Origin of the sequence: Kocuria sp. CPCC 205231, from assembly GCF_040980965.1 — a bacterium.
Classification (GTDB): domain Bacteria; phylum Actinomycetota; class Actinomycetes; order Actinomycetales; family Micrococcaceae; genus Kocuria; species Kocuria rosea.
Window position 1 is genome coordinate 121,849 of the sequence record NZ_JAVKPP010000011.1, and the last position, 20,488, is coordinate 142,336.

18 protein-coding genes are annotated in these 20,488 nt (G+C 76.8%); 13 read left to right on the forward strand and 5 right to left on the reverse strand.

What is annotated here, in order from left to right; translation table 11 throughout:
- Positions 1-54 precede the first annotated feature (54 nt).
- Entirely contained in the window at positions 55-1,479 is a 1,425-nt protein-coding gene (locus RF640_RS12810; RefSeq protein WP_136341423.1) for a hypothetical protein, read from the forward strand.
- A gap of 66 nt (positions 1,480-1,545) precedes the next feature.
- Entirely contained in the window at positions 1,546-1,749 is a 204-nt protein-coding gene (locus tag RF640_RS12815) for a hypothetical protein (protein ID WP_017834330.1), read from the forward strand.
- Between the two features lie 112 nt (positions 1,750-1,861).
- Here the strand turns inward: RF640_RS12815 and pepN are convergent, their stop codons facing one another.
- Positions 1,862-4,486, reverse strand: coding sequence for an aminopeptidase N (gene pepN, locus RF640_RS12820; protein ID WP_368828075.1), 2,625 nt, complete (start codon positions 4,484-4,486; stop codon positions 1,862-1,864).
- 139 nt (positions 4,487-4,625) lie between these two features.
- On the opposite strand from pepN, the gene RF640_RS12825 reads away from it, so the two are divergent.
- The gene (locus RF640_RS12825) at positions 4,626-5,084 is read left to right on the forward strand and encodes a DUF2243 domain-containing protein (protein ID WP_109222736.1); all 459 of its coding nucleotides are present in this window, start codon (positions 4,626-4,628) and stop codon (positions 5,082-5,084) included.
- Positions 5,081-5,866, forward strand: coding sequence for a cytochrome c oxidase assembly protein (locus RF640_RS12830; protein ID WP_109222735.1), 786 nt, complete (start codon positions 5,081-5,083; stop codon positions 5,864-5,866). Before RF640_RS12825 ends, RF640_RS12830 begins: the two co-directional genes overlap by 4 nt.
- A gap of 7 nt (positions 5,867-5,873) precedes the next feature.
- Here RF640_RS12830 and RF640_RS12835 read toward each other — a convergent pair whose 3' ends face one another.
- The gene (locus RF640_RS12835; RefSeq protein WP_368828078.1) at positions 5,874-6,146 is read right to left on the reverse strand and encodes a hypothetical protein; all 273 of its coding nucleotides are present in this window, start codon (positions 6,144-6,146) and stop codon (positions 5,874-5,876) included.
- Positions 6,143-6,514 carry a hypothetical protein gene (locus RF640_RS12840; protein WP_035923943.1) on the reverse strand — a complete coding sequence of 124 codons (372 nt, stop codon included), beginning with the start codon at positions 6,512-6,514 and terminating at the stop codon, positions 6,143-6,145. Before RF640_RS12840 ends, RF640_RS12835 begins: the two co-directional genes overlap by 4 nt.
- A gap of 177 nt (positions 6,515-6,691) precedes the next feature.
- Here RF640_RS12840 and RF640_RS12845 point away from each other — a divergent pair, with 177 nt between their 5' ends.
- The 9 genes from RF640_RS12845 to RF640_RS12885 all read left to right on the forward strand — a co-directional run bounded on the left by RF640_RS12845 (position 6,692) and on the right by RF640_RS12885 (position 18,384).
- Positions 6,692-7,675, forward strand: coding sequence for a polysaccharide pyruvyl transferase family protein (locus RF640_RS12845; protein ID WP_368828080.1), 984 nt, complete (start codon positions 6,692-6,694; stop codon positions 7,673-7,675).
- Positions 7,676-7,724: 49 nt separating this feature from the next.
- Entirely contained in the window at positions 7,725-9,362 is a 1,638-nt protein-coding gene (locus RF640_RS12850) for a carbamoyltransferase C-terminal domain-containing protein (RefSeq protein WP_035923942.1), read from the forward strand.
- Complete coding sequence (locus RF640_RS12855) at positions 9,359-11,002, forward strand: HAD-IIIA family hydrolase (protein ID WP_172604867.1); 1,644 nt, start codon at positions 9,359-9,361, stop codon at positions 11,000-11,002. The genes RF640_RS12850 and RF640_RS12855 overlap by 4 nt, the downstream gene beginning before the upstream one ends.
- 2 nt (positions 11,003-11,004) lie before the next feature.
- Positions 11,005-12,108, forward strand: a complete 1,104-nt coding sequence (locus RF640_RS12860; RefSeq protein ID WP_211309933.1) for a glycosyltransferase family 9 protein — start codon at positions 11,005-11,007, stop codon at positions 12,106-12,108.
- Complete coding sequence (locus tag RF640_RS12865) at positions 12,096-13,055, forward strand: glycosyltransferase (protein WP_017834321.1); 960 nt, start codon at positions 12,096-12,098, stop codon at positions 13,053-13,055. The genes RF640_RS12860 and RF640_RS12865 overlap by 13 nt, the downstream gene beginning before the upstream one ends.
- Positions 13,052-14,911: a glycosyltransferase gene (locus RF640_RS12870; RefSeq protein ID WP_081994115.1), complete on the forward strand. Its 1,860-nt coding sequence runs from the start codon at positions 13,052-13,054 to the stop codon at positions 14,909-14,911. Before RF640_RS12865 ends, RF640_RS12870 begins: the two co-directional genes overlap by 4 nt.
- A complete protein-coding gene (locus RF640_RS12875; protein WP_035923940.1) occupies positions 14,908-16,320 on the forward strand; it encodes a PfkB family carbohydrate kinase in 1,413 nt (470 codons plus the stop codon). The genes RF640_RS12870 and RF640_RS12875 overlap by 4 nt, the downstream gene beginning before the upstream one ends.
- Complete coding sequence (locus RF640_RS12880) at positions 16,310-17,305, forward strand: glycosyltransferase family 9 protein (RefSeq protein WP_241482801.1); 996 nt, start codon at positions 16,310-16,312, stop codon at positions 17,303-17,305. Before RF640_RS12875 ends, RF640_RS12880 begins: the two co-directional genes overlap by 11 nt.
- A gap of 68 nt (positions 17,306-17,373) precedes the next feature.
- A complete protein-coding gene (locus tag RF640_RS12885) occupies positions 17,374-18,384 on the forward strand; it encodes an NAD-dependent epimerase/dehydratase family protein (RefSeq protein WP_368828084.1) in 1,011 nt (336 codons plus the stop codon).
- 72 nt (positions 18,385-18,456) lie between these two features.
- On the opposite strand, the gene RF640_RS12890 is transcribed toward RF640_RS12885, so the two are convergent.
- On the reverse strand, positions 18,457-19,389 hold the full coding sequence (locus RF640_RS12890) for a glycosyltransferase family 2 protein (protein WP_017834316.1): 933 nt from the start codon (positions 19,387-19,389) through the stop codon (positions 18,457-18,459).
- Entirely contained in the window at positions 19,386-20,276 is an 891-nt protein-coding gene (locus tag RF640_RS12895) for a glycosyltransferase family 2 protein (RefSeq protein ID WP_017834315.1), read from the reverse strand. Before RF640_RS12895 ends, RF640_RS12890 begins: the two co-directional genes overlap by 4 nt.
- Between the last annotated feature and the right edge of the window lie 212 nt (positions 20,277-20,488).

A 20,488-nucleotide genomic window follows, 5' to 3' on the forward strand; every position in this document is an offset into this window, starting at 1 on the left:
CCGGTGACCGCCCGGGACGAGAGCCGGACCGGGACCCCCGAAGGAGGCGCGCGGATGCCCCAGGGCCAGGACCTCCCGCCCGAGCCGGACCGCCCGGCGGTGGACGTCGACGTGCTGCGCACGCTCTTCCTCAGCCCCGGCGACTGGATCCACCGGCGCGTGGAGTCCGTGCTGATGAGCCCCGACGGGGTCACCCGCCGGAAGGTCTCCCTCGACGTCGACCTCGCCGTGCGCGCCCCGTGGCCGGCCGACGGCGCCGGCCGGCTGCTGGTGCCCGTGACCATCCAGGCCAAGCAGCCCCTGCGCAACTTCGACGCCGTCTGCCAGGGCGACCCCGTCCCGGTCCTCAGCACCGAGGACAACGGGGCGCTCGCCGAGCTGCTGCTGCGCGGACTGATCCCGGAGCAGCTGCCGCTGGCCGAGGCGGCCGTCCTGGCGGACGACCACGTCCCGGCGATCGTGCACGCCCCCGAGCTGCTCGTGGAGGACGCCCTCGACGGGTTCTGGGCCTACTGCGAGCACCTGCGCGCCGTCGTCCAGGAGCTCGTCGACCGGGGGCGGCTGCCGGCGGAGGACGCCGAGCACTGGGAGGCCGACCTCGCCCTGTTCACCACCGTGGCCGACCAGCTGGCCCGCGGCTTCCTGCTGACCTTCGCGCTGCCCGCCGAGTTCGCGGGGCGCCGGCTCGTGCTCAAGTACTCGATGGACGAGCAGTACGCCGCCGGCCGGAGACCGCGCGCCCGGGACCGGCTGCGGCACTGCTGGATGCCCTGGGTGGGTCGGGTCGGCCTGCACGACCTCGCGTCCTGCCGCAGCTTCCACCTGGAGCTGACGGTGCCCCCGGAGGTCCGGCTGCACGAGTTCACGGTCCTCTCGCACGAGGGCGGGCGCCCCGGCGGGCCGGGCGGCTCGCACCGGGCGGTGGACCGGGTGCTCGCCGAGGACCGCGCCGTGCGGCGGTGGCCCGGGGCGGTGCGCGGCCACCTGGCGCTGCGGCCCACGTCCCGGTTCGACGACGCCTTCTGCGAGATGGTGATCCTGCCGGCCCGGCAGGGGATCACGGCGTTCGCCTCCGTGGCGGTCAGCCTCATCACCGCGGTCCTGCTGCTCGTGGGGCTCGTCGCCACCGTGCGGGAGCACGTCCTGGGGCCGGGCTGGCAGGTGCCCTCCGCGGCGGCCTCGATCGTGATGTCCGTGGTGGCGGTGCTGCTGTCCTGGATCAACCGGCAGCCCGAGCACGACATCTCCGTGCGCGTGATGCGCCCCCTGCGCTACGCGCTGAACCTGGAGGCGCTGGTCATGCTGATGCTCGCCGGCGCGGCCTCCGTCCCCTTCACCCCGGTGGCGGCCGCGGCGTACTGGTCGGTGCTCGTGCTGCTGCACGTGCTGTCCCTCGTGCTCGTGGCGCGCACCTGGTGGGTGCGGCGGTCCGTGGACCGGGGCTGGTTCACGTCCCGGGCGCGGCGGCACGGCCGATGACCGGCGGCGCTCTGTTCAGTGGGGCGGCGGCCTCCTACACTGGAGGTGTCACGGAAAGGATCCACCATGGCCTATGACGCCCGGACCGGTCCGCAGGCGCCCCAGCCGCGCCGCGAGCACCGCAACGACTCCAAGGTGAACCTGCTGCAGCTGGGCAACTCGTCGATGTCGCTCGGCCAGAGCCTCGACCGGCGGGTCTTCAAGTCCAACGAGGACGCCCAGCGCGCCGTCGACCGCGTGCTGCGCCGCTCGGGGCGCCCCGCCACCTGAGCCCGCGCCGCCCGGAACCGCCGGGTCCCCCGGACCGTCGCAGTCCCCCCGGTGCGCACCGGGGGGACTGCTGTTGCCCGGAGGACCCGGGGCCGGCCTCGGCGTGCGGGGGTCAGGGGCGCGCCGCCGCCTGCGCCCGCAGCGCCCGCAGCAGGTGGTCCCGCTCCTCGACCAGGATCCGGCGCAGGGCGGCGGGCGCCCCGGCGTGGTTGCTCAGCCACAGCTCCGTGCGGGCGAGCACCGGGTGGTGCTCGGGGTCGTGCCCCGGCTCGAGATCGGCGCCGGCGGGGTAGAGCCCCTGCACGATGCGGGTGGCCATCCCGATGGACCGGCGCGCCCACACCTCCTCCAGCATGGCGAAGTACCGCTCCCGGTACGGCTCCACCAGCTCCGCCGGGCCCAGCTGGAAGCCGGCGACCGTGGCGCTCAGCAGGTCGTTGGACAGCTCGTCACCGGTGATCGCGTCCCAGGCCTCCGCCTTGGCCCGGGGGAGCGGGCGGGCGGCGCGGGCCCGGGCCCAGCCGACCTGCCCGGTGCGGGTCCGGTCGGCGGCGCGCTCCCGTTCCAGGGCGGCGTCCAGGACGGGGTCCTCGCCGTGGCCGGTGGCCGCGAGCGCCGTCCACAGCGCCCAGCGCAGGTCCGAGCCCAGCCGCAGCCCGGGCAGCGCGTCCCGCCCGCCCAGGAGGTCGCGCAACCATCCGGCGTGGCTGCCGTCGCGCCGGGCCGTGCGGGCGGTGAGCCGGGCGAGGGCCAGCTGCCGGTCGCTGCCCGGATCCGCCCGGCGCAGCTCCCGGACGGCGGCGTCGAGCAGCCGGCCCCGAAGCCGGGCCCGCCGGGCGGTCGGGGTGAAGCGCTCGACGGCCTCCACGGCGTGGTCCACGGCGGTGGAGAACATTCCGGTCTGCGGCTCGGCGAAGCCGTGGTCCAGGACGGCGCCCACCCAGTCCCCGGGGTCGAGCTCGGCGTCCCGGGTGGCGTTCCACAGCCCCGACCACAGCTGGGCGCGGGCCATGTCGTCCTCCACGGAGGACAGGGAGCTCAGGGCCGTGGTGAGCGAGAGCGGGTCCAGGCGGGTCTTGGCGTAGGTGAGGTCCTCGTCGTTGACCACCAGCAGCGGCGCGGTCGAGCCCACGAGCTCGGGGACCTCCACGGAGGACTCGGCGGGCAGGTCCACGCTGACCGTGCCGGTGCGCACCAGGACGTCCCCGGGACCGCGCTCGTAGCCGCCGAGCAGCAGCCGGTGCGGGCGCAGCACCCCGGCGCCGGGGTCCTGGAGCAGCGCCGCGAAGGTGACGGTGCCGTCGTCGTCCCGGGCGAGGTCCAGGGCCAGCGAGGTGACGCCGGAGGTGCCCAGCCAGGACTCCGCCCAGCCGCGCACGTCCCGCCCGGAGGCCTCCTCGAGCACGGCCAGGAAGTCCTCCAGGGTGGTGGACCCGTAGGCGTGGCGGCGGAAGTAGGCGCGGCACGCGTCGACGAACGAGCCGTAGCCCACGAACGCCACGAGCTGCTTGAGCACCGCGGCGCCCTTGGCGTAGGTGATGCCGTCGAAGTTCTGCCGGGCGGCCTCGAGGTCGTGGATGTCGGCGACCACCGGGTGCGTGGTGGGCAGCTGGTCCTGCCGGTAGGCCCAGGCCTTCCGGCGGTCCGCGAACGCGATCCACGCCTCCTCGAAATCCGTGGCCTGCACCGACGCGTGCGCCCCCATGAACTCGGCGAAGGACTCCTTGAGCCACAGGTCGTCCCACCACGTCATCGTGACGAGGTCCCCGAACCACATGTGGGACATCTCGTGCATGAGGGTGTTCGCCCGCCCCTGGTACTGGGCGCGGGTGGCCCCGTCCGGGAACAGGTACTCCTCGGTGAAGGTCACCAGCCCGGGGTTCTCCATGGCACCCAGGTTGTACTCGGGCACGAACGCCTGCTCGTACTTCCCGAACGGGTACGGGTAGCCGAACAGCTCGGTGAAGAACGTCAGTCCCTGCCGGGTGAGGTCGAACAGCTCGCGGGCGCCGGTGGCCGCGTCGAGGTGCTCGGCCAGCGAGGCGCGGCAGTACAGGGCCAGCGGCACGGACATGCGGCTGCCGTCCTCGAAGGAGTGCCGCCACTCGCCCGCCACCCGGTGGTACGGGCCCGCCAGCACCGTGGTGATGTACGTGGAGATCCGCTCCGTGGGGGCGAACTCGTGGCGCACCGCCCCGGGCCGCTCGGCCTCCGGAGCGGGGGACGCCGCCATGCGCACCCCGTTGGAGGAGACCTGCCAGCCGTCCGGGGCCAGGACCGTGAACCGGAAGGACGCCTTGAGGTCCGGCTGCTCGAAGTTCGCGAAGACCCGGCGGGCGTCCGCCGGCTCGTACTGGGTGTACAGGTAGACCCGGCCGTCGGCCGGGTCCACGAACCGGTGCATCCCCTCCCCGGAGCGGGAGTACAGCCCCCGCCCGGCCACCGTGACCTCGTTGGCCGCCTCGAGGGACGGCAGCCGGATCCGGGCGCCCTCCACGACGTCGTCCGGGTCCAGCTCCCGGCCGTTGACCGTCACCGACTCCACGGAGCGGCCGATGAAGTCCAGGAACGTCTGGGCGCCCTCCTCCGCGGCGAAGCGCACCGTGGTCACGGACCGGAACGAGTCCGCCTCCGGGTCCGGCGCGGTGGACAGGTCCAGCAGGACGTCGTAGCTCTCCACGGCGACGAGCTCGGAACGGTCGGCGGTCTCGCGGCGGGTCAGGTTGTCGTTGCGCACCGTGCCATTGAACCACCCGGGCCGGTCCGCCCGCCGGGCCCTGCCGTGCCGGGCCGCGGACAATCCGGGTCTGGACGGCCGGGCCCCGGGCGGCCGTAGGCTGGGTCGCAACCCCGCCCGCCCGCACCAGGAGGACACCATGGCCGACCAGGACCGCCGGACGGTGATCGCCGGCGCGCTGCTGGGGGCGGGCATCGCCGCCTCCGTGGTGGACCTCGCCGTCTTCCACCTGTTCCTGCACTGGCACCACTTCTACGACCTCTCCACCACCGGTGTCGCCCTCGCCTCGGACGGGCTCTTCCACGCCTTCGGCTGGTTCGTCACCGTGGGCTCCCTCTTCCTGCTGGCCGACATCCGCCGCCGCGGCGCCATGTCCTGGGGCCGCTGGACCGGGGGGCTGCTCGCGGGCCTCGGCGCGTTCCAGCTCGTCGACGGCGTGGTCCTGCACAAGGTGCTCAGGATCCACCAGATCCGCTACGACGTGGACCTGCTGGTCTACGACGCCACCTGGATCGGCACGGCCGTGCTCGCGCTCGCCGCGGGACTCCTGCTCCTGCGCCGGACCCGACCGCACCGGACCGACCGCCCGCGCCGATGACGCACGACCACGGGACCACCGGCTGGGCGCTCTTCGACGCGACCGTGCTCGCCCTGCTCGTCCTGGCCGCCGCCGGCTGGGCCGCGGGGCTGTGGGCGGCACGGCACCGCGACCCGTGGCCGGCGCACCGCACGGTGCTGTGGTTCGCGGGACTGCTGTGCGCCGGCACGGCGCTGGTCGGGCCCCTGGCCGGGGCCGCCCGCGCCGGCTTCACCGCCCACATGGCGGGACACCTGCTGCTGGGGATGGCCGCCCCGCTGCTGCTGGTGCTCGCCGCCCCCGTGACCCTGGCGCTGCGCGCGCTGCCCGTGGCCCGGGCCCGCGCCCTGTCCCGTCTCCTGCGCACGCCGCCCGTCCGGGCGGTGACCCGTCCGGTGGTGGCCGGGACGCTCAACGCGGGCGGCCTGTGGGTGCTCTACACCACCGGGCTGTACGGCACGATGCACGCCTCCGTGGCCGTGCACGCGGCGGTGCACCTCCACGTCCTCCTCGCGGGCTGCGTCTTCACCGCCGCCGTGGTCGGGGTGGACCCGGACCCGCACCGGGGCTCCTTCCGCGTGCGGGCGGCGGTGCTGGTCGGCTTCGTGGCGGTCCACTCGGCGCTCGCCAAGCACCTGTACGGGCACCCACCGGACGGGGTCGGGGCGTCGGACGCCCGCACGGGGGCGCAGCTCATGTACTACGGCGGGGACGTGGTGGACGTGGCCCTGATCGTCGTGCTCTTCGCCCAGTGGTACGCCGCCGGGCGGCCCCGCGTCCGGGCGGCCCGGTCCGCCGCCTGAGAAGCGCTCACGCCCCGGGGGCCGCGTCCCGGCGGGCCTCGAACTCCGCCACGAGCTCCTCGTGGCGGTCCTGGGTGACGGGGTGGGGGCCGTCGGTGTTGAGCAGGTACTCGTGCTCGAGCTGGCAGACCACCCGGCTGTGCAGGACCTGCAGCTCCACGAGGGGGAGCGCGGAGAGCTCCGCGGGGAAGTCGCAGTCCGGGCTCAGGCACGTGCCGCAGTCCCGGGTGCCCCCGGCGCCGGTGCCGGCCGGTGACGTGGCGACGTCGACGCCGCTCACGCCGCCACCCCGCCCGGCTCGGCGCCGTTCCAGCGCGCGGGTGCCGGCGCGGGCGCACCGGCCGTGGGGCGGGCCGCCTCGGCGAGGCCGAACGGCGCGGGCCGGGTGAGCACCCGGACGGCGCCACCGGACTCCGGGAGGGGGTCGTGGTCGAGGGACCACCGCAGCAGGTCCAGACCGCCCGGGTCCACGTGCTGGGCGCCCGTGAGGTCCACGACGACGGCCGCACCGGGCACCAGGGTGCGGGCGCGGGCCACGAGGGGGGTGAGGACGCGGTGGTTGCGCTCGGTGAGATCGCCGGTGACCACCAGGTGCACGCACCGGGTGTCCAGCTCGATCTGCACGACGACGGACAGGGAGTGGTCCATGGAGGGGTCCTTCCACGACAGGACGTCACGGCCGGCTGCTCGACCCGTGCCATCGAGCCTAGACGCCCGTGACGTGGGTCACCAGTTGCTGTGCCGACTCGTTACCGTAGGTGACAGTGCCCACAGTCCGCCCGCGGGGTGGCTCCCGGCCCCGGTCCGGCCGGTAGCGTCGACGCCATGCGCACACTCGTGGTCGGTTGGTCCAGCGTCCTGCACGGCGAGGCGACGGCTGGTGACGTCCTCGCCATGGACGCCGTCGCCGACGCCCTCGGCACGGCGGGCGTCCCGCACGACGTCGCCTGGAGCGCGGTCATGTGCCCGCCCGGCGGGCTGCGGCTGGACGACGTCGAGCCCGTGCGCTACACCCACCTGCTGTTCGTGTGCGGGCCCGCGACGGGACGGTCGATCGCCGAGCTGCACGAGCAGTTCGCGCACTGCCGCCGGATCGCGGTCGGGGTCAGCGTGCTGGACCCCGAGGACCCGGTGACCGCCGGGTTCCACCGCGTGATCGCGCGCGACCGCCCCGGTGCCGGTGCCCGCCGGGACCTCGCCGCGCGGGCCGTGCCCCAGCTCGTGCCCGTCCTGGGCGTCTACCTCACCGGCGGGCAGCACGAGTACGGTCCCCGCCGCCGGCACGACGCCGTCCGGTCCGGGCTGGAGCAGTGGCTGGGCCGGCTCGACGCCGCCCGGCTGCCACTGGACACCCGCCTGGACCCGCGGGACTGGCGGCTGCCCGCCACCGCGGCCCAGACCGGGTCGGTCATCGCCCGCCCCGACACCGTGGTGAGCATGCGCATGCACGGCCTGGTCCTGGCGCTGCGGGCCGGGGTTCCCGTGCTCGCCGTCGACCCCGTCGCGGGCGGCGGGAAGGTCACGGCCCAGGCGCGGGCCTGGGACTGGCCGGCCGTGGTCGGCGCGGACGAGCTCGACCCCGGCCGGCTCGACGAGCAGCTGCGCTGGTGCCTGTCCCCGGCCGGGCGTGCGGCGGCCGAGGAGAGGGCGGCGATGGTCCCGAGCGGCTTCGAGCAGCTCGACGAGCTCGTCGGGGACCTCCTCGGGGACCTGTCCGGCGAGCCGGGCCGCGACGCCGACGGCGAGTTCGACCGGGAGCTCGGCCCGGAGCTGCTCGAGGCGGCGGAGACCCGGCCCCACCGGGGCTGACACGGCCCCTAGATCAGCCGCCTGATCATTCTGTGCCATACTCCGAACCATGAACTACCTGGGCATCAACGCGATTTTTCATGACCCCGCGGCGGCTCTCGTCGTGGACGGCAGAGTGGTGGCGGCGGCGGAGGAGGAGCGCTTCTCCCGCCGCAAGCACGGCAAGCGGCCCGTGCCGTTCTCGGCGTGGGAGCTGCCCGAGCAGGCCATGCGCTGGTGCCTCGCCGAGGCCGGGCTGACTCCCGCGGACCTGGACGCCGTCGGCTACTCCTTCGACCCCGCCATCGCCGCCGAGATGCCGGACGACCCGTACGACCCCGTGCGCGTGGACTACGCCCGGCGCGCCGCCGGGTTCCTCGCCGAGGCGCTGCCGGGCCTGGACCGCGACAAGGTCCGGTTCGTGGAGCACCACGTGGCCCACGCCGCCTCCGCCGGGCTCGCCGCCCCCACGCGCACGAGCAGCGTCCTGGTGGTCGACGGCCGCGGCGAGGCGCACTCGCACCTGGCCGGCCGCTACCGGGACGGGGAGCTGGAGATCCTGCACCGCCAGGCCCTGCCCGAGTCCCTCGGCCTGCTCTACGAGTCCCTCACCGACCACCTGGGCTTCCTGCGCTCGAGCGACGAGTTCAAGGTCATGGCGCTCGCCTCCTACGGAGAGCCCCGCTTCCTGCCCGAGCTGCGCGAGATCGTCCGTGCCACGGGCGACGGCGGCTTCCGTGCCCAGGCCCCCGACTGGACCCGCTTCGCGCCCCGCCGGATCGACGACGGCACCTGGGGCGGCGACCACGCCGATCTCGCCGCCTCGGTCCAGGCCGTGGTCGAGGAGGTCCTGGTGGACCTGGCCACCTGGCTGCACGAGCAGACCGGGGACACGGTGCTCACCATGGCCGGCGGCACAGCCCTGAACTGCGTGGCCAATTCCCGGATCTGGCGCGAGACGCCCTTCGAGGAGGTCTGGGTCCAGCCCGCCTCCGGGGACTCCGGGACCGCCCTCGGCGCCGCCCTGCACCTGGCCCAGGAGGCCGGGGACCTCGGCGCGCCCCAGCCCACCGCGGCCCTCGGGCGCAGCTGGTCCGGCGAGGAGCTGGCGCAGTGGCTGAGCACCGCGCAGGTGCCCTTCACCACCCCGGAGGACCTCGCTGGCGAGGTCGCCGACATCCTCGCCGGCAACGGCGTGATCGCCTGGTTCGAGGGCCGCAGCGAGTTCGGGCCCCGGGCGCTGGGCCGCCGGTCCCTCCTGGCGAACCCGATCCACCCCGACAACCTCGAACGGCTCAACGACGTCAAGGGCCGCGAGCAGTTCCGGCCGGTGGCGCCCATGGTCCTCGAGGAGCGCGCCGCGGAGATCTTCGGCGGCGGGCCGCTGCCCAGCCCCTTCATGCTCTTCGTGCACGACGTGGCCCCCGAGTGGCGCGAGCGGATCCCCACGGTCACCCACGTGGACGGCACCGCCCGGATCCAGACGGTCACCGACGAGGACAACGCCGGGATCGCCGCGCTGCTGCGGGCCTTCGACGAGCGCACGGGCGTGCCCGTCGTCGTCAACACCTCGCTCAACACCGCCGGCCGGCCCATGGTCGACGACCCGCGCGACGCCCTCGAGCTCTTCGGCTCCGCCCCGGTGGCCGCGCTTGTGCTCGGCCCGCACCTGGTCCGCCGCGCCGCCTTCTTCGAGGGGGCCGAGTGACGGCCGCGCCCACGACCTACGCCGTGGTCGTCCCCTCGATGGGACGGCCGAGCCTGCAGTGGCTGCTGGACACCCTCGCCGCCCAGGACGTCGACGCGGACCACCCGGGACCGCTCGAGGTCGTGGTGGTGGACGACCGGCCCGGCGACGTGGAGCCGCTGCGGCCCAGCGTGCCCGGCACCGTGGCCTGGACCGTGCGCACCGTCCGCGGCTACGGGCGGGGCCCGGCCGCCGCGCGCAACCGCGGCTGGCGGGTCGCCCGCCGCTCGGGGGCGCAGTGGGTCGCCTTCCTCGACGACGACGTGGAGCTGCCGGCCGGCTGGGCGCAGCGTCTGGCCGAGGACCTCGCCGCGTGCGGCCCGGAGGTCGGCGCGACCCAGGGCCGGATCGACGTCCCCCTCCCGGGCTCCCGCCGGCCCACCGACTGGGAGCGCAACACCGCGTCCCTGCAGGACGCGGACTGGGCGACCGCGGACATGGCCTACCGCACGGCCGCGCTCGAGGCCGTCTCCGGCTTCGACGAGCGCTTCCCCCGGGCCTACCGGGAGGACGCCGACCTCGCGCTGCGCGTGCGCCGGGCCGGGTGGCAGCTGGTGCGCGGGCAGCGCCGGATCACCCACCCCGTGCGTCCCGCCGACGACCTCGTGAGCCTGCGCGTGCAGGCCGGCAACGCCGACGACGCCCTGATGCGCCGGCTGCACGGGCCCGACTGGCGCCGTGCGGCCGAGGCTCCCCCCGGGGGCTTCCGCTGGCACGCCGCGACGGTCGCCGCCCTGGGCGCCACGGGCGCGGGCGCCGGCGCGGCGCTCACCGCCACCGCCCTGGGACACCGGCCCGCCCGGCGCTCCGCCCTGGCCGCGGCCGGCGCCGGCGCCGCGGCGTGGGGCTGGCTGACCGGCCGGTTCGTGCTGCTGCGCACGGTCCCGGGGCCACGTCCCGGCGACCCCGAGTTCCTGCCCGAGCTCAGCCGCATGGTCCGCACCAGCGTCACGATCCCCGTGGCCGCCGTGCGGCACAAGGCGCGTGGCTGGTGGCGGCACCGGGGGACCGGGCCCTGGCCCGTCCCGGTGCGCGCCGTGCTCTTCGACCGGGACGGCACCCTGGTCCACGACGTGCCCTACAACGGCGACCCGGACGCGGTCGAGCTGGTCCCCGGGGCCCGGGAGGCGGTCGACGCCGTGCGCGCGGCCGGGCTGCGGGTGGGCGTGGTGTCCAACCAGTCCGGCATCGGCCGCGGCCTGCTGACCCGCGAGCAGGTCGACGCCGTCAACGCCCGCGTGGCCGAGCTGCTCGGCCCCTTCGACACCTGGCAGCTGTGCCCGCACGCCCCCGAGCAGGACTGCACGTGCCGCAAGCCCCGGCCCGGCATGGTGCTGGCCGCGGCCGCGGAGCTGGGGGTGGACCCCTCCGAGTGCGTGCTCGTCGGCGACATCGGCGCGGACGTGGAGGCCGCCCAGGCCGCCGGCGCGCGCAGCGTCCTGGTCCCCACGCCGGTGACCCGCGAGGAGGAGGTAGCGGCCGCCCCGGTGGTCGCCCGGACCCTGCGCGAGGCCGTCGCCGCCGTCCTGGCCCCCGCGGCGGACGGGGGGACGGCCGCCCGGCCCGACGCCCGCCCGGTCTCGGCCGGGGCCCGGGGCTGATCGTGGGCCGCACCCTCGCCGTCCGCCTCGACTCGGACGGGGACGTCCTGCTGACCGGGCCCGCGGTGCGGGCCCTGGCCCGGCTGGGGAACCCGGTGGACCTGCTGGCCTCCCCGTCCGGTGCCGCGGCCGCCCGCCTGCTGCCGGACGTGGACGCGGTCCTCGAGTACTCGGCGCCGTGGTCGGGCTTCCGGCCCCCGCCCGTGGACCGGGAGACGACCGAGGACCTGGTGGACGCCCTCGCCGCCCGCGGCTACGACCTCGGCGTGGTGTTCACGTCCTTCCACCAGAGCCCCCTGCCCATGGCGCTGCTGGCCCGGCTCGCCGGGATCGACCGCGTGGTCGCCACGAGCGAGGACTACCCCGGGTCGCTGCTGGACGTCCGGCACCGCCGCGCGGACCCGCCCGGCGGGGGCCACGAGGTCGAGGCGGCGTGTGCGCTCGCCGTCGCGGCGGGCGCCCCCGAGCCCGCCGCCGCCGACCTGCGCCTGGCCGTGCGCCGCCCGCTCCCGCAGCTCCCGGCCGAGGTGTCGGCGCTGCCGGACGGGTTCGTGGCGCTGCACCCCGGCGCCTCGGTCCCGTCCCGCGGGCTCACCGCCGAGCACGCCGGGGCCCTCGCGGCGGGACTCGCCGCGGCCGGGCGCCCGGTCGTCCTCACCGGCGGGCCGGGGGAGCGGGAGCTCACCGCGGCCGCCCGCGCCGCGGCCCGGGAGGCCGCCCCGGACGGCACGGTGCTGGACCTCGCCGGCCGGACCGACCTGCCCGGCCTGGCCGCCGTGCTGGACGCCGCCGCGTGCGTCGTCGTCGGCAACACCGGACCCGCGCACCTGGCCGCGGCCGTGGGCACCCCGGTGGTCTCCCTCTTCTCCCCGGTCGTGCCGCCCGAGCGATGGGCGCCCTGGGGCGTGCCCGTCGTGCTGCTCGGGGACCAGGGCGCGGACTGCCGCGGCTCCCGCGCCCGCGACTGCCCCGTGCCCGGCCACCCGTGCCTGTCCTCCGTGTCCCCGGCGGCCGTGCTCGCGGCCGTCGAGGAGCTCGTGCACGGCGCTCCCGGGGCCCTCGCCACTGTTCCCGAACCGGAAGGAGGACGCGGGTGCGCATCCTGACCTGGCACGTCCACGGATCGTGGACGACATCGTTCGTGCACGGTCCCCACACCTATCTGCTGCCCGTCGTCGCCGACCGCGGCCCCGACGGCCGCGGCCGGGCCGAGACCTGGGACTGGCCGGCGGCCGCCGTCGAGTGCACGCCCGAGGAGCTGGCCGGCACCGCGTTCGACGTCGTCCTGCTGCAGCGGCCCCACGAGCTGGAGCTGCTCGAGCGGTGGACCGGGCGCCGGGCGGGGAGCGACGTCCCGGCGGTCTACGTGGAGCACGACACCCCGCGCGGGCCCGCCGTGGCCACCCGCCACCCCCTGGCCGGGCGCTCCGACATCCCCGTGGTCCACGTGACGCACTTCAACCGGATGATGTGGGACAACGGGGACGCGCCCACCGAGGTCGTGGAGCACGGCGTCCTGGACCCCGGACCGCTCTACACGGGACGCACGGCCAGCCTGGCCGCCGTGGTCAACGAGCCCGTCCGGCGCGGGCGGATCGCGGGCACCGACCTGCTGACCGCGCTGGCCCGCGAGCTGCCGGTGGACGTGTACGGCATGGGGATGGACCAGCTCGCCGAGCACGCGCCCCACATGGCCGGGCGGCTGCACGAGAACTATCCTCAGGAGAAGCTGCACGCGGCGCTCGGCGAGCACCGGGCCTACTACCACCCCTACCGGTGGACGAGCCTGGGCCTGGCGCTGCTGGAGGCGATGACCATCGGGATGCCGGTGCTCGGGCTCTCGACCACCGAGGCGCCCCGGGCGGTCCCGCCCGGGGCGGGGCTGCTCTCCAACGACCCGGAGGCCCTCGCCGCCCGCGCCCGGCACTGGCTGGACGATCCCGGTGCGGCGGCCGCCGCGGGCGCCGCCGCCCGCGAGCACGCCCTGGAACACTACGGCGCGGACCGCTTCCTCGCGGAGTGGGACCGCATCCTGGAGAAAGTGACAGCATGAGAATCGCAATGGTCTCCGAGCACGCCAGCCCGCTGGCCGCGCTCGGCGGGGTCGACGCCGGGGGGCAGAACGTCTACGTGGCCGCCCTCGCGGCGGGTCTCGCCCGGCTGGGCCACGACGTCGTCGTGTACACCCGCCGCGACGACGCCCGGCTGCCCGACGTGGTCGAGCTCGCCCCCGGGGCGCACGTGGTCCACGTCCCGGCGGGGCCCCCGAGCCTCCTGCCCAAGGACGACCTCGCGCCGTACATGGACGAGTTCGGACGCTGGCTCGCCCGCGACTGGGCCCACCGCGGGGTCCCCGACCTCGTGCACGCCCACTTCTGGATGTCCGGGATCGCGGCCCGCCGCGCCGCGGAGACGATGCAGATCCCGGTGGTGCAGACCTTCCACGCGCTCGGGGCCGTCAAGCGCCGCCACCAGGGGTCGGCCGACACCAGCCCCACCGGCCGGCTCGCGGCCGAGAACGAGCTCGTCGCCGCGGCGGACCTCGTCCTGGCCACCTGCCGGGACGAACGGGCCGAGCTCCTGGCCCTCGGCGGGGACCCCTCCCGGATCGACGTGGTGCCGTGCGGCGTGGACCTCGACGCCTTCGTCCCCGCGCCGCCGCCCGCCGGTGACCGGCGGCCCCGGATCGTGGCGCTCGGTCGGCTCGTGGAGCGCAAGGGCGTGGACGTCGTCGTGCGCGCCCTCGCCGAGCTGCCGGACGCGGAGCTCGTCGTGGCCGGCGGCCCCGCCCGCGCCGAGCTGGACCGGGACCCCGAGGCCCTGCGGCTGCGGGCCCTGGCCCGGGAGCTCGGCGTGGCCGAGCGCGTGGAGCTGCTCGGCCGCGTGGACCACGACGACGCCGCCGCGCTGCTCGCCACCGCGGACGTCGTGGCCTGCACCCCCTGGTACGAGCCGTTCGGCATGGTCCCGCTCGAGGCGATGGCGTGCGCCCGCCCCGTGGTGGGCAGCGCCGTGGGCGGGCTGCTCGACAGCATCGAGGACGGCGTGACCGGCCTGCACGTGCCCCCGCGGGACGTCGCCGGGACCGCGGCCGCCCTGCGCACCCTGCTGGCGGACCCCGAGCTGGCGGCCCGCATGGGGCGCGCCGGGCGGGAGCGCGTGGAGCGGCTCTTCGGCTGGCGGCACGTGGCCCAGGAGACCGAGCGGTCCTACGCCCGCGTCGTCGCCCGGCACCGCCGGGAGCACCCGCCGCTGCTCCGGCAGACCGAGAACTGGCTCGGGGCCCACCTGGACGAGCTGTCGGTGGCCGCGGGCGAGGCCGCCCAGCACGCCGGCGTGGTGGACCGGTGGGGCGCCCGCCTGGCGGGGATGCTCACGCACGGCGGACGCGTGCTCGCCGTGGGCAACGGCGGCAGCGCCGCGGAGGCCCAGCACTTCACCGCCGAGCTCGTCGGCCGCTTCGTCGACGACCGGCGGCCGCTGTCCGCCGTGTGCCTGTCCGCGGAGACCTCGAGCCTGACCGCCATCGTCAACGACTACGGCGCGGAGGAGGTGTTCGCCCGCCAGGTCCAGGCGCACGGGCGGGCAGGCGACGTGCTCGTGGTGCTGTCCACCAGCGGCCGCAGCCCCAACGTCCTGGCGGCGGCCGACCGAGCGCGGGAGCACGGCCTGCACGTCTGGGCGCTCACCGGCCCCGGCCCCAATCCGCTGACCGAGCGGGCGGACGAGTCCCTGACCGTCGACGCGTCCAGCACCTCGGTGATCCAGGAGGTCCACCTCATGCTGCTCCACGCCGTGTGCGCCGCGGTCGACGCGCGCCTCGTCCTGCCTCCTGACGCCGGCCCGGCCGTGCACCGGGCCCCCGGCGCCCGCGCCGACGGGGCGGCCGTCCGGGCGGGGGTCGCATGAGCCCCGTCCGCATCGTCGTGGTCGGCGACGCCCTCCTGGACCGGGACGTCGACGGCACGTCCACGCGCCTGAGCCCCGACGCACCGGTGCCCGTGGTCGACGTCGGCGACGTCTTCGCGAGCCCCGGCGGCGCCGGCCTGGCGGCGCTGCTGTGCGCCCTGCCGCCCGCCGTGGGCCCCGTCCCGGTGGAGGTCACGGTGACCCTGCTGGCACCCGTGGCCGCCGACGCCGCCGGCCACGAGCTCGCCGCCGCCCTCGGGGAGGTGGCCCTCGAGCGCCTCGGCCACGAGGGCGGGACCCGCACCAAGACCCGCATCCGCAGCGCCGGCCAGACGCTGGTGCGCGTGGACGAGGGCGGGCCCGGCACCCCGGTGGGCGTCTCGGCATCGCACGTCTCCGCGGTCCTCGCGGGCGCGGACGCCGTCCTCGTGTCCGACTACGGGGGAGGCGTCACCCGCGACCCCGCCGTGCGCGCCGCCCTCGCGGAGCACGCCCGGACGGGCACGGTCGTCTGGGACCCCCACCCGCGCGGCGGGGAGCCGGTCCCCGGCTGCGCCCTGGTCACCCCCAACGCGGCCGAGGCCGCCGCCGCCCTGGGCGCCCCCGCGTCGACCGGCGCCCGCGAGCTCGCGGGCACCCTGCGCGAGCGGTGGACGGCCCGTGCCGTGGCGGTCACGGCCGGGGCCGAGGGCGCCCACCTCGCGACCGCCACGGGCACCGAGCTGGTGCCGGCCGCTCCCGTGCGCAACACCGACCCGTGCGGGGCGGGGGACCGCTTCGCCTCGACCGCGGCCCTGGCCCTCGGCGCGGGCACGGACGTGACCACGGCCGTGGAGTCCGCCGTCGAGGCGGCCGGGCAGTGGGTCGCCGCCGGCGGCGCCGCCACCTTCCGCACCCGCCGCGCCCAGGGCGTCCAGGGCCGCGCGTGCCTGCACCCCGGTGCCGAGCGGCTGCCCCGGGAGGTCCAGGACCTGCTGGTGGACGTGCGCGCCGCGGGCGGCACGGTCGTGGCCACGGGCGGCTGCTTCGACGTCCTGCACGCCGGCCACATCGCCTCCCTCGACGCCGCGCGCCGGCTCGGCGACGCGCTGGTGGTGCTGCTGAACTCCGACGACTCCGTGCGCCGGCTCAAGGGCCCGGGCCGGCCGGTGGTCGGCCAGGAGGACCGTGCCCGCGTGCTGGCCGCCCTCCGCAGCGTCGACGCGGTCGTCGTCTTCGACGAGGACGACCCCCGCGCGGCCCTGTCCGTCCTGCGCCCCGACGTGTGGGTGAAGGGCGGCGACTACACCCCCGAGCAGCTTCCCGAGGCCGTGGACGTGCGCGGCTGGGGCGGGGAGGTCACCGTCCTGCCCTACCTCTCCGGGCGCTCCACCACGGCGATCCTCCAGCGGGCCGGCCGTGAGGGCTGAGCCCCGCGGCCACCGCACCGTGGCCCCGGGCGAGGTCGGGGCGGGCGACGTGCTGGTGCTGCGCGCCCTCGGCCTGGGCGACGGCCTGACCGGCGTGGCGCCCCTGCGCGGGGTCCGGCGCATGCTGCCCCGGCACCGGCTCGTGCTGGCCGCGCCCGAGGGCATCGGCACCTGGCTGGCCGAGCTGGGCGTGGTGGACGCGGTCCTGCCAACGTCCGGGCTCGACCCGCTCCCGCCGCTGTCCGGCGGGCACGTGGCGGTCAACCTGCACGGGCGCGGCCCGCTCAGCCACGAGCTGCTGCTCGCCACCGGCCCGGAGCGGCTCGTCGCCTTCGCCGCCGCCGGGCACACCGGCCCCGCGTGGCGGGCCGACGAGCACGAGGTGCACCGGTGGTGCCGGCTGGTGCGCACGGCGGGGGGACCCTGCGGCCCCGAGGACCTCCTGCTGCGCGAGCACGCTCCGGCGCCCGACGGTGCCCCCGTGGTGATCCACCCGGGGGCCGCCTCCGGCGCCCGCCGCTGGCCCGCGGCCCGCTGGCGGACCGTGGCGGAGGCCCTGGCCGCGGACGGCCACCGGATCGTGGTCACCGGCTCCGCCGCCGAGGCGGAGCTGGCCGCGACCGTCACCGGCGGGCTGCCCGCGGCGGAGAACCGGTGCGGCCGGCTCTCCCTGCCGGAGCTGGCCGCCACGGTGGGGGGCGCCGCCGCGGTGCTCAGCGGCGACACGGGCGTCGCCCACATGGCCACCGCCGTGGCCGTGCGCTCCGTGGTCCTCTTCGGCCCGACGCCGCCGGCCCGGTGGGGCCCCGCGGTGGACCCCGGGCTGCACACCGTGCTGTGGCACGGTGACCCGGCGGCCGCGACGTGGGGCGATCCGCACGCGGACGCCCTGGACGACCGCCTCGCCGCCGTGACGGCCGACGAGGTCCTCGCCGCCGCCCGCGCCCAGCTCGCCCAGGGCGCCGGGGTCCCGGCCCGGCCCTGAGGCCCGCCGCCCACCACCCGGCCCGTTCGTCGAGCCGTTCCCATCCGTCCCGATCCGTCAGGAGCACCGTGAATCCCACAACGAACGCGACCACCGCCGCGAGCGCGATCCGTCCGATCCGCCGGGCCGTGGTGACCGGGGGGACCGGCTTCCTGGGCAGCCACCTGTGCACCGAGCTGCGCCGCCGGGAGGTCGAGGTGGTGTGCCTCGACAACTTCCTCACCGGCTCCGCGGCCAACATCGGCCACCTCGTGGGCGACCCCGGCTTCCGGCTCGTCCAGTGCGACGTCACCGACTACGTGCACGTGCCCGGGGACGTGGACCTCGTCCTGCACTTCGCCTCCCCGGCGTCCCCGATCGACTACCTGAAGCTGCCCATCCACACGCTCAAGGTCGGCTCGATCGGCACCCACCACGCCCTGGGCCTGGCCAAGGACAAGGGCGCCCGGTTCGTGCTGGCCTCCACCTCCGAGGTGTACGGCGACCCGCAGGTGCACCCGCAGGCCGAGAGCTACTGGGGCCACGTCAACCCGGTGGGCCCGCGGGGGGTCTACGACGAGGCCAAGCGCTTCGCCGAGGCCCTGACGGTCGCCTATCGCGCCGAGCACGGGGTGGACACGGCGATCGTGCGGATCTTCAACACCTTCGGGCCCCGGATGCGGCCCTTCGACGGCCGGGCGATCCCCACGTTCATCCGCCAGGCCCTGGCCGGTGAGCCCCTCACCGTGGCGGGGGACGGCGCCCAGACCCGCTCCGTCTGCTACGTCTCCGACCTGGTCCGCGGCATCCTGGCCCTGGCCGACAGCGGGCACAGCGGGCCCATGAACATCGGCAACCCGCACGAGCTGTCCGTGCTGCAGATCGCCCACGACGTCATCGCCGCGACCGGCACGTCCTCGGGGGTCGAGTTCGTCGAGCGTCCCGTCGACGACCCCATGGTGCGCCGCCCGGACACCACGCTCGCGACCGAGGTCCTGGGCTGGGCCCCGGAGGTCCCGTGGCCGGTGGGGCTGGAGCGCACCGTCGAGTGGTTCCGGGAGGGCGCCGGCCTCCCGGAGACCGCCGTGCGGGCGCGCTGAGCGCGCGGGCCCGGCCGCGGCGGCCCGGCGGGGCGCTCCACCGGCCGCTCCGCCGTCCGGTCCGCCGGGCGCTCAGCTGACGTAGCGGCGCGCGGCGCTGGCGCGCTGCGACTCCTCCAGCGCCCGGAACCGCCGCTCGACGCGCTCGGGCAGGGGCCGCCGCTCGCGCAGCACCCACGGCGCACCGCGCAGGGCGTCGAGCAGGGCCAGCGCCGTGACCCGGTCCCGCGGGGCGGCGCCGACCACGTCCCGGGTCCGGCGCAGGGCCGCCCGCAGCGGGCGGCGCAGCCAGATGAACCACAGGGTGTTGCGCAGTCCGTGCCGGCGCCGCAGGTGCGGGTCCCGGACCGTGGAGGCCTGGTGGTGGACCACCACGTCGGGCAGGTGCACGAGCTCCCACCCCGCGGTCGCGAGGTCCGCCGCCAGGAGCTCCTCCTCGCCGCCGAGCCACAGCCGCTCGCTGAACCCGCCCACCTCGAGGAACGCGGCCCGGCGGACCACGGAGGCCCCCGCCAGGAAGCTGCCGAGGGCGGGGCCGGGCAGCCACGCGGGGCCCTCGACCGGTGAGTGCAGCAGCTCCGCGTTGATCGCGTCCTCCCGGGACCCGGGCTCCACGAGGATCCTGCCCGTGACCACGCCCAGCCGCGGGTGCGTCTCCAGCGCGTCGGCCGCCCGGCGCAGCGACCCGGGCTCCCACCAGGTGTCGTCGTCGCAGAAGGCCACGAACGGTGCGTCCACGCGCTCCAGCGCGACGTTGCGGCCCACGGCCCCGAGGTTGACGGGGCTCGCCACGAGCTCCGCCCAGGGGTGCCGCGCACGGATCGCGTCCGCGGTGCCGTCCCCGGAGCCGTTGTCGACGACCACCACGTGCGGCCGTTCCGGGAGCTCCCGCAGCCGGGCCAGGGCCAGCAGGGCCTCCTCCCGGCGGTTGTGGGTGATCATCACGACCGCCACGCGGGCGTCGGGGCCGGACGCGGGCGGGGGTGCGGGGGTGGTCTCGGTCATGGGCTCTCCTCCGGTGCGGCGGGGTCGGCGGGGGCGGGGCCGTGCAGCAGCGCGAGCGCGGCCTCCGTGGTCGGGGACACCCGGTGCCGGGCGCGCAGCGCCGCCGGGGTGCGGGGGAGGGCGCGGAGCAGACCGCGGCGCCCCGCGCGGCCGCCGCGCAGCGCCTTCCGCAGCTCGTGCGCCACGACATGCCAGGGCCGGCGCAGGAGCACGGTGAGCAGGTGGCTGCGGACGAGCGCGACCTGCCGGCGCTCGTCCGAGCCCCGGTGCGGCGAGGGGTGGTGGTGGGCGCGGATCTCCGGCACGTAGGACAGCCGCCAGCCGGCGTCGAACAGGTCGAGGGCGAGACGCTCCTCCTCGCCGGGGAAGCGCACGACGTCGTCGAAGCCGCCGGCCGCGAGGAACGCCGAGCGGCGCACGATCGCCCCGCACGCGACGAAGCCGAGCAGCGCCGGGCCGGGGGCCCCGGTGGGGATGCCCAGCGGGGACGCGGCGAGCACGGCGTTGAGGGGGTCCGGGCGCTCCTCGGGGCCCACGGCGATGGACCCGGCGATCAGGCCGAGCCGGGGATGGGCGTCGAACACGGCCGCGGCGCGGGCGAGCGCCCCGGGGGCCCACCACGAGTCGTCGTCGGCGAAGGCCACGTAGGGGGTGCGGGCGAGCCGGACGCCGACGGTCCGGGCCACGGCCCCGACGTTGCGTGGCAGCTCCAGCACCTGCACGTGCGGGTGGGCGGCGCGCACCGCCTCGGCGGAGCCGTCCGTGGAGGCGTTGTCCACGACGACGACGGGCCCCTCGTGCCGGCCCAGGTGCGCCACGAGCTCCTCCCGGCGGTTGCGGGTGGCCACGACCACCGTGACGCGGCACTGGGGGTCCGGGGCGTCCATCGTGTCCTTCCGTCGGGTCCGCCGCGCCGCGGCGGCGGTCGCGGTTGCGGTCGCGGGCCCGCCTCCCGGCGGACACGCCCTCCCATCGTAGGGGCACGTCCTCCGGCCCTCCGGCGCACGGCGCGTGACACAATCGGGAGGAGCCTCGGCCACCGGGTTACCGCTGCGAAATACGGCCCGTCCATACTGCACACACTGCCCGCCCCGACCCC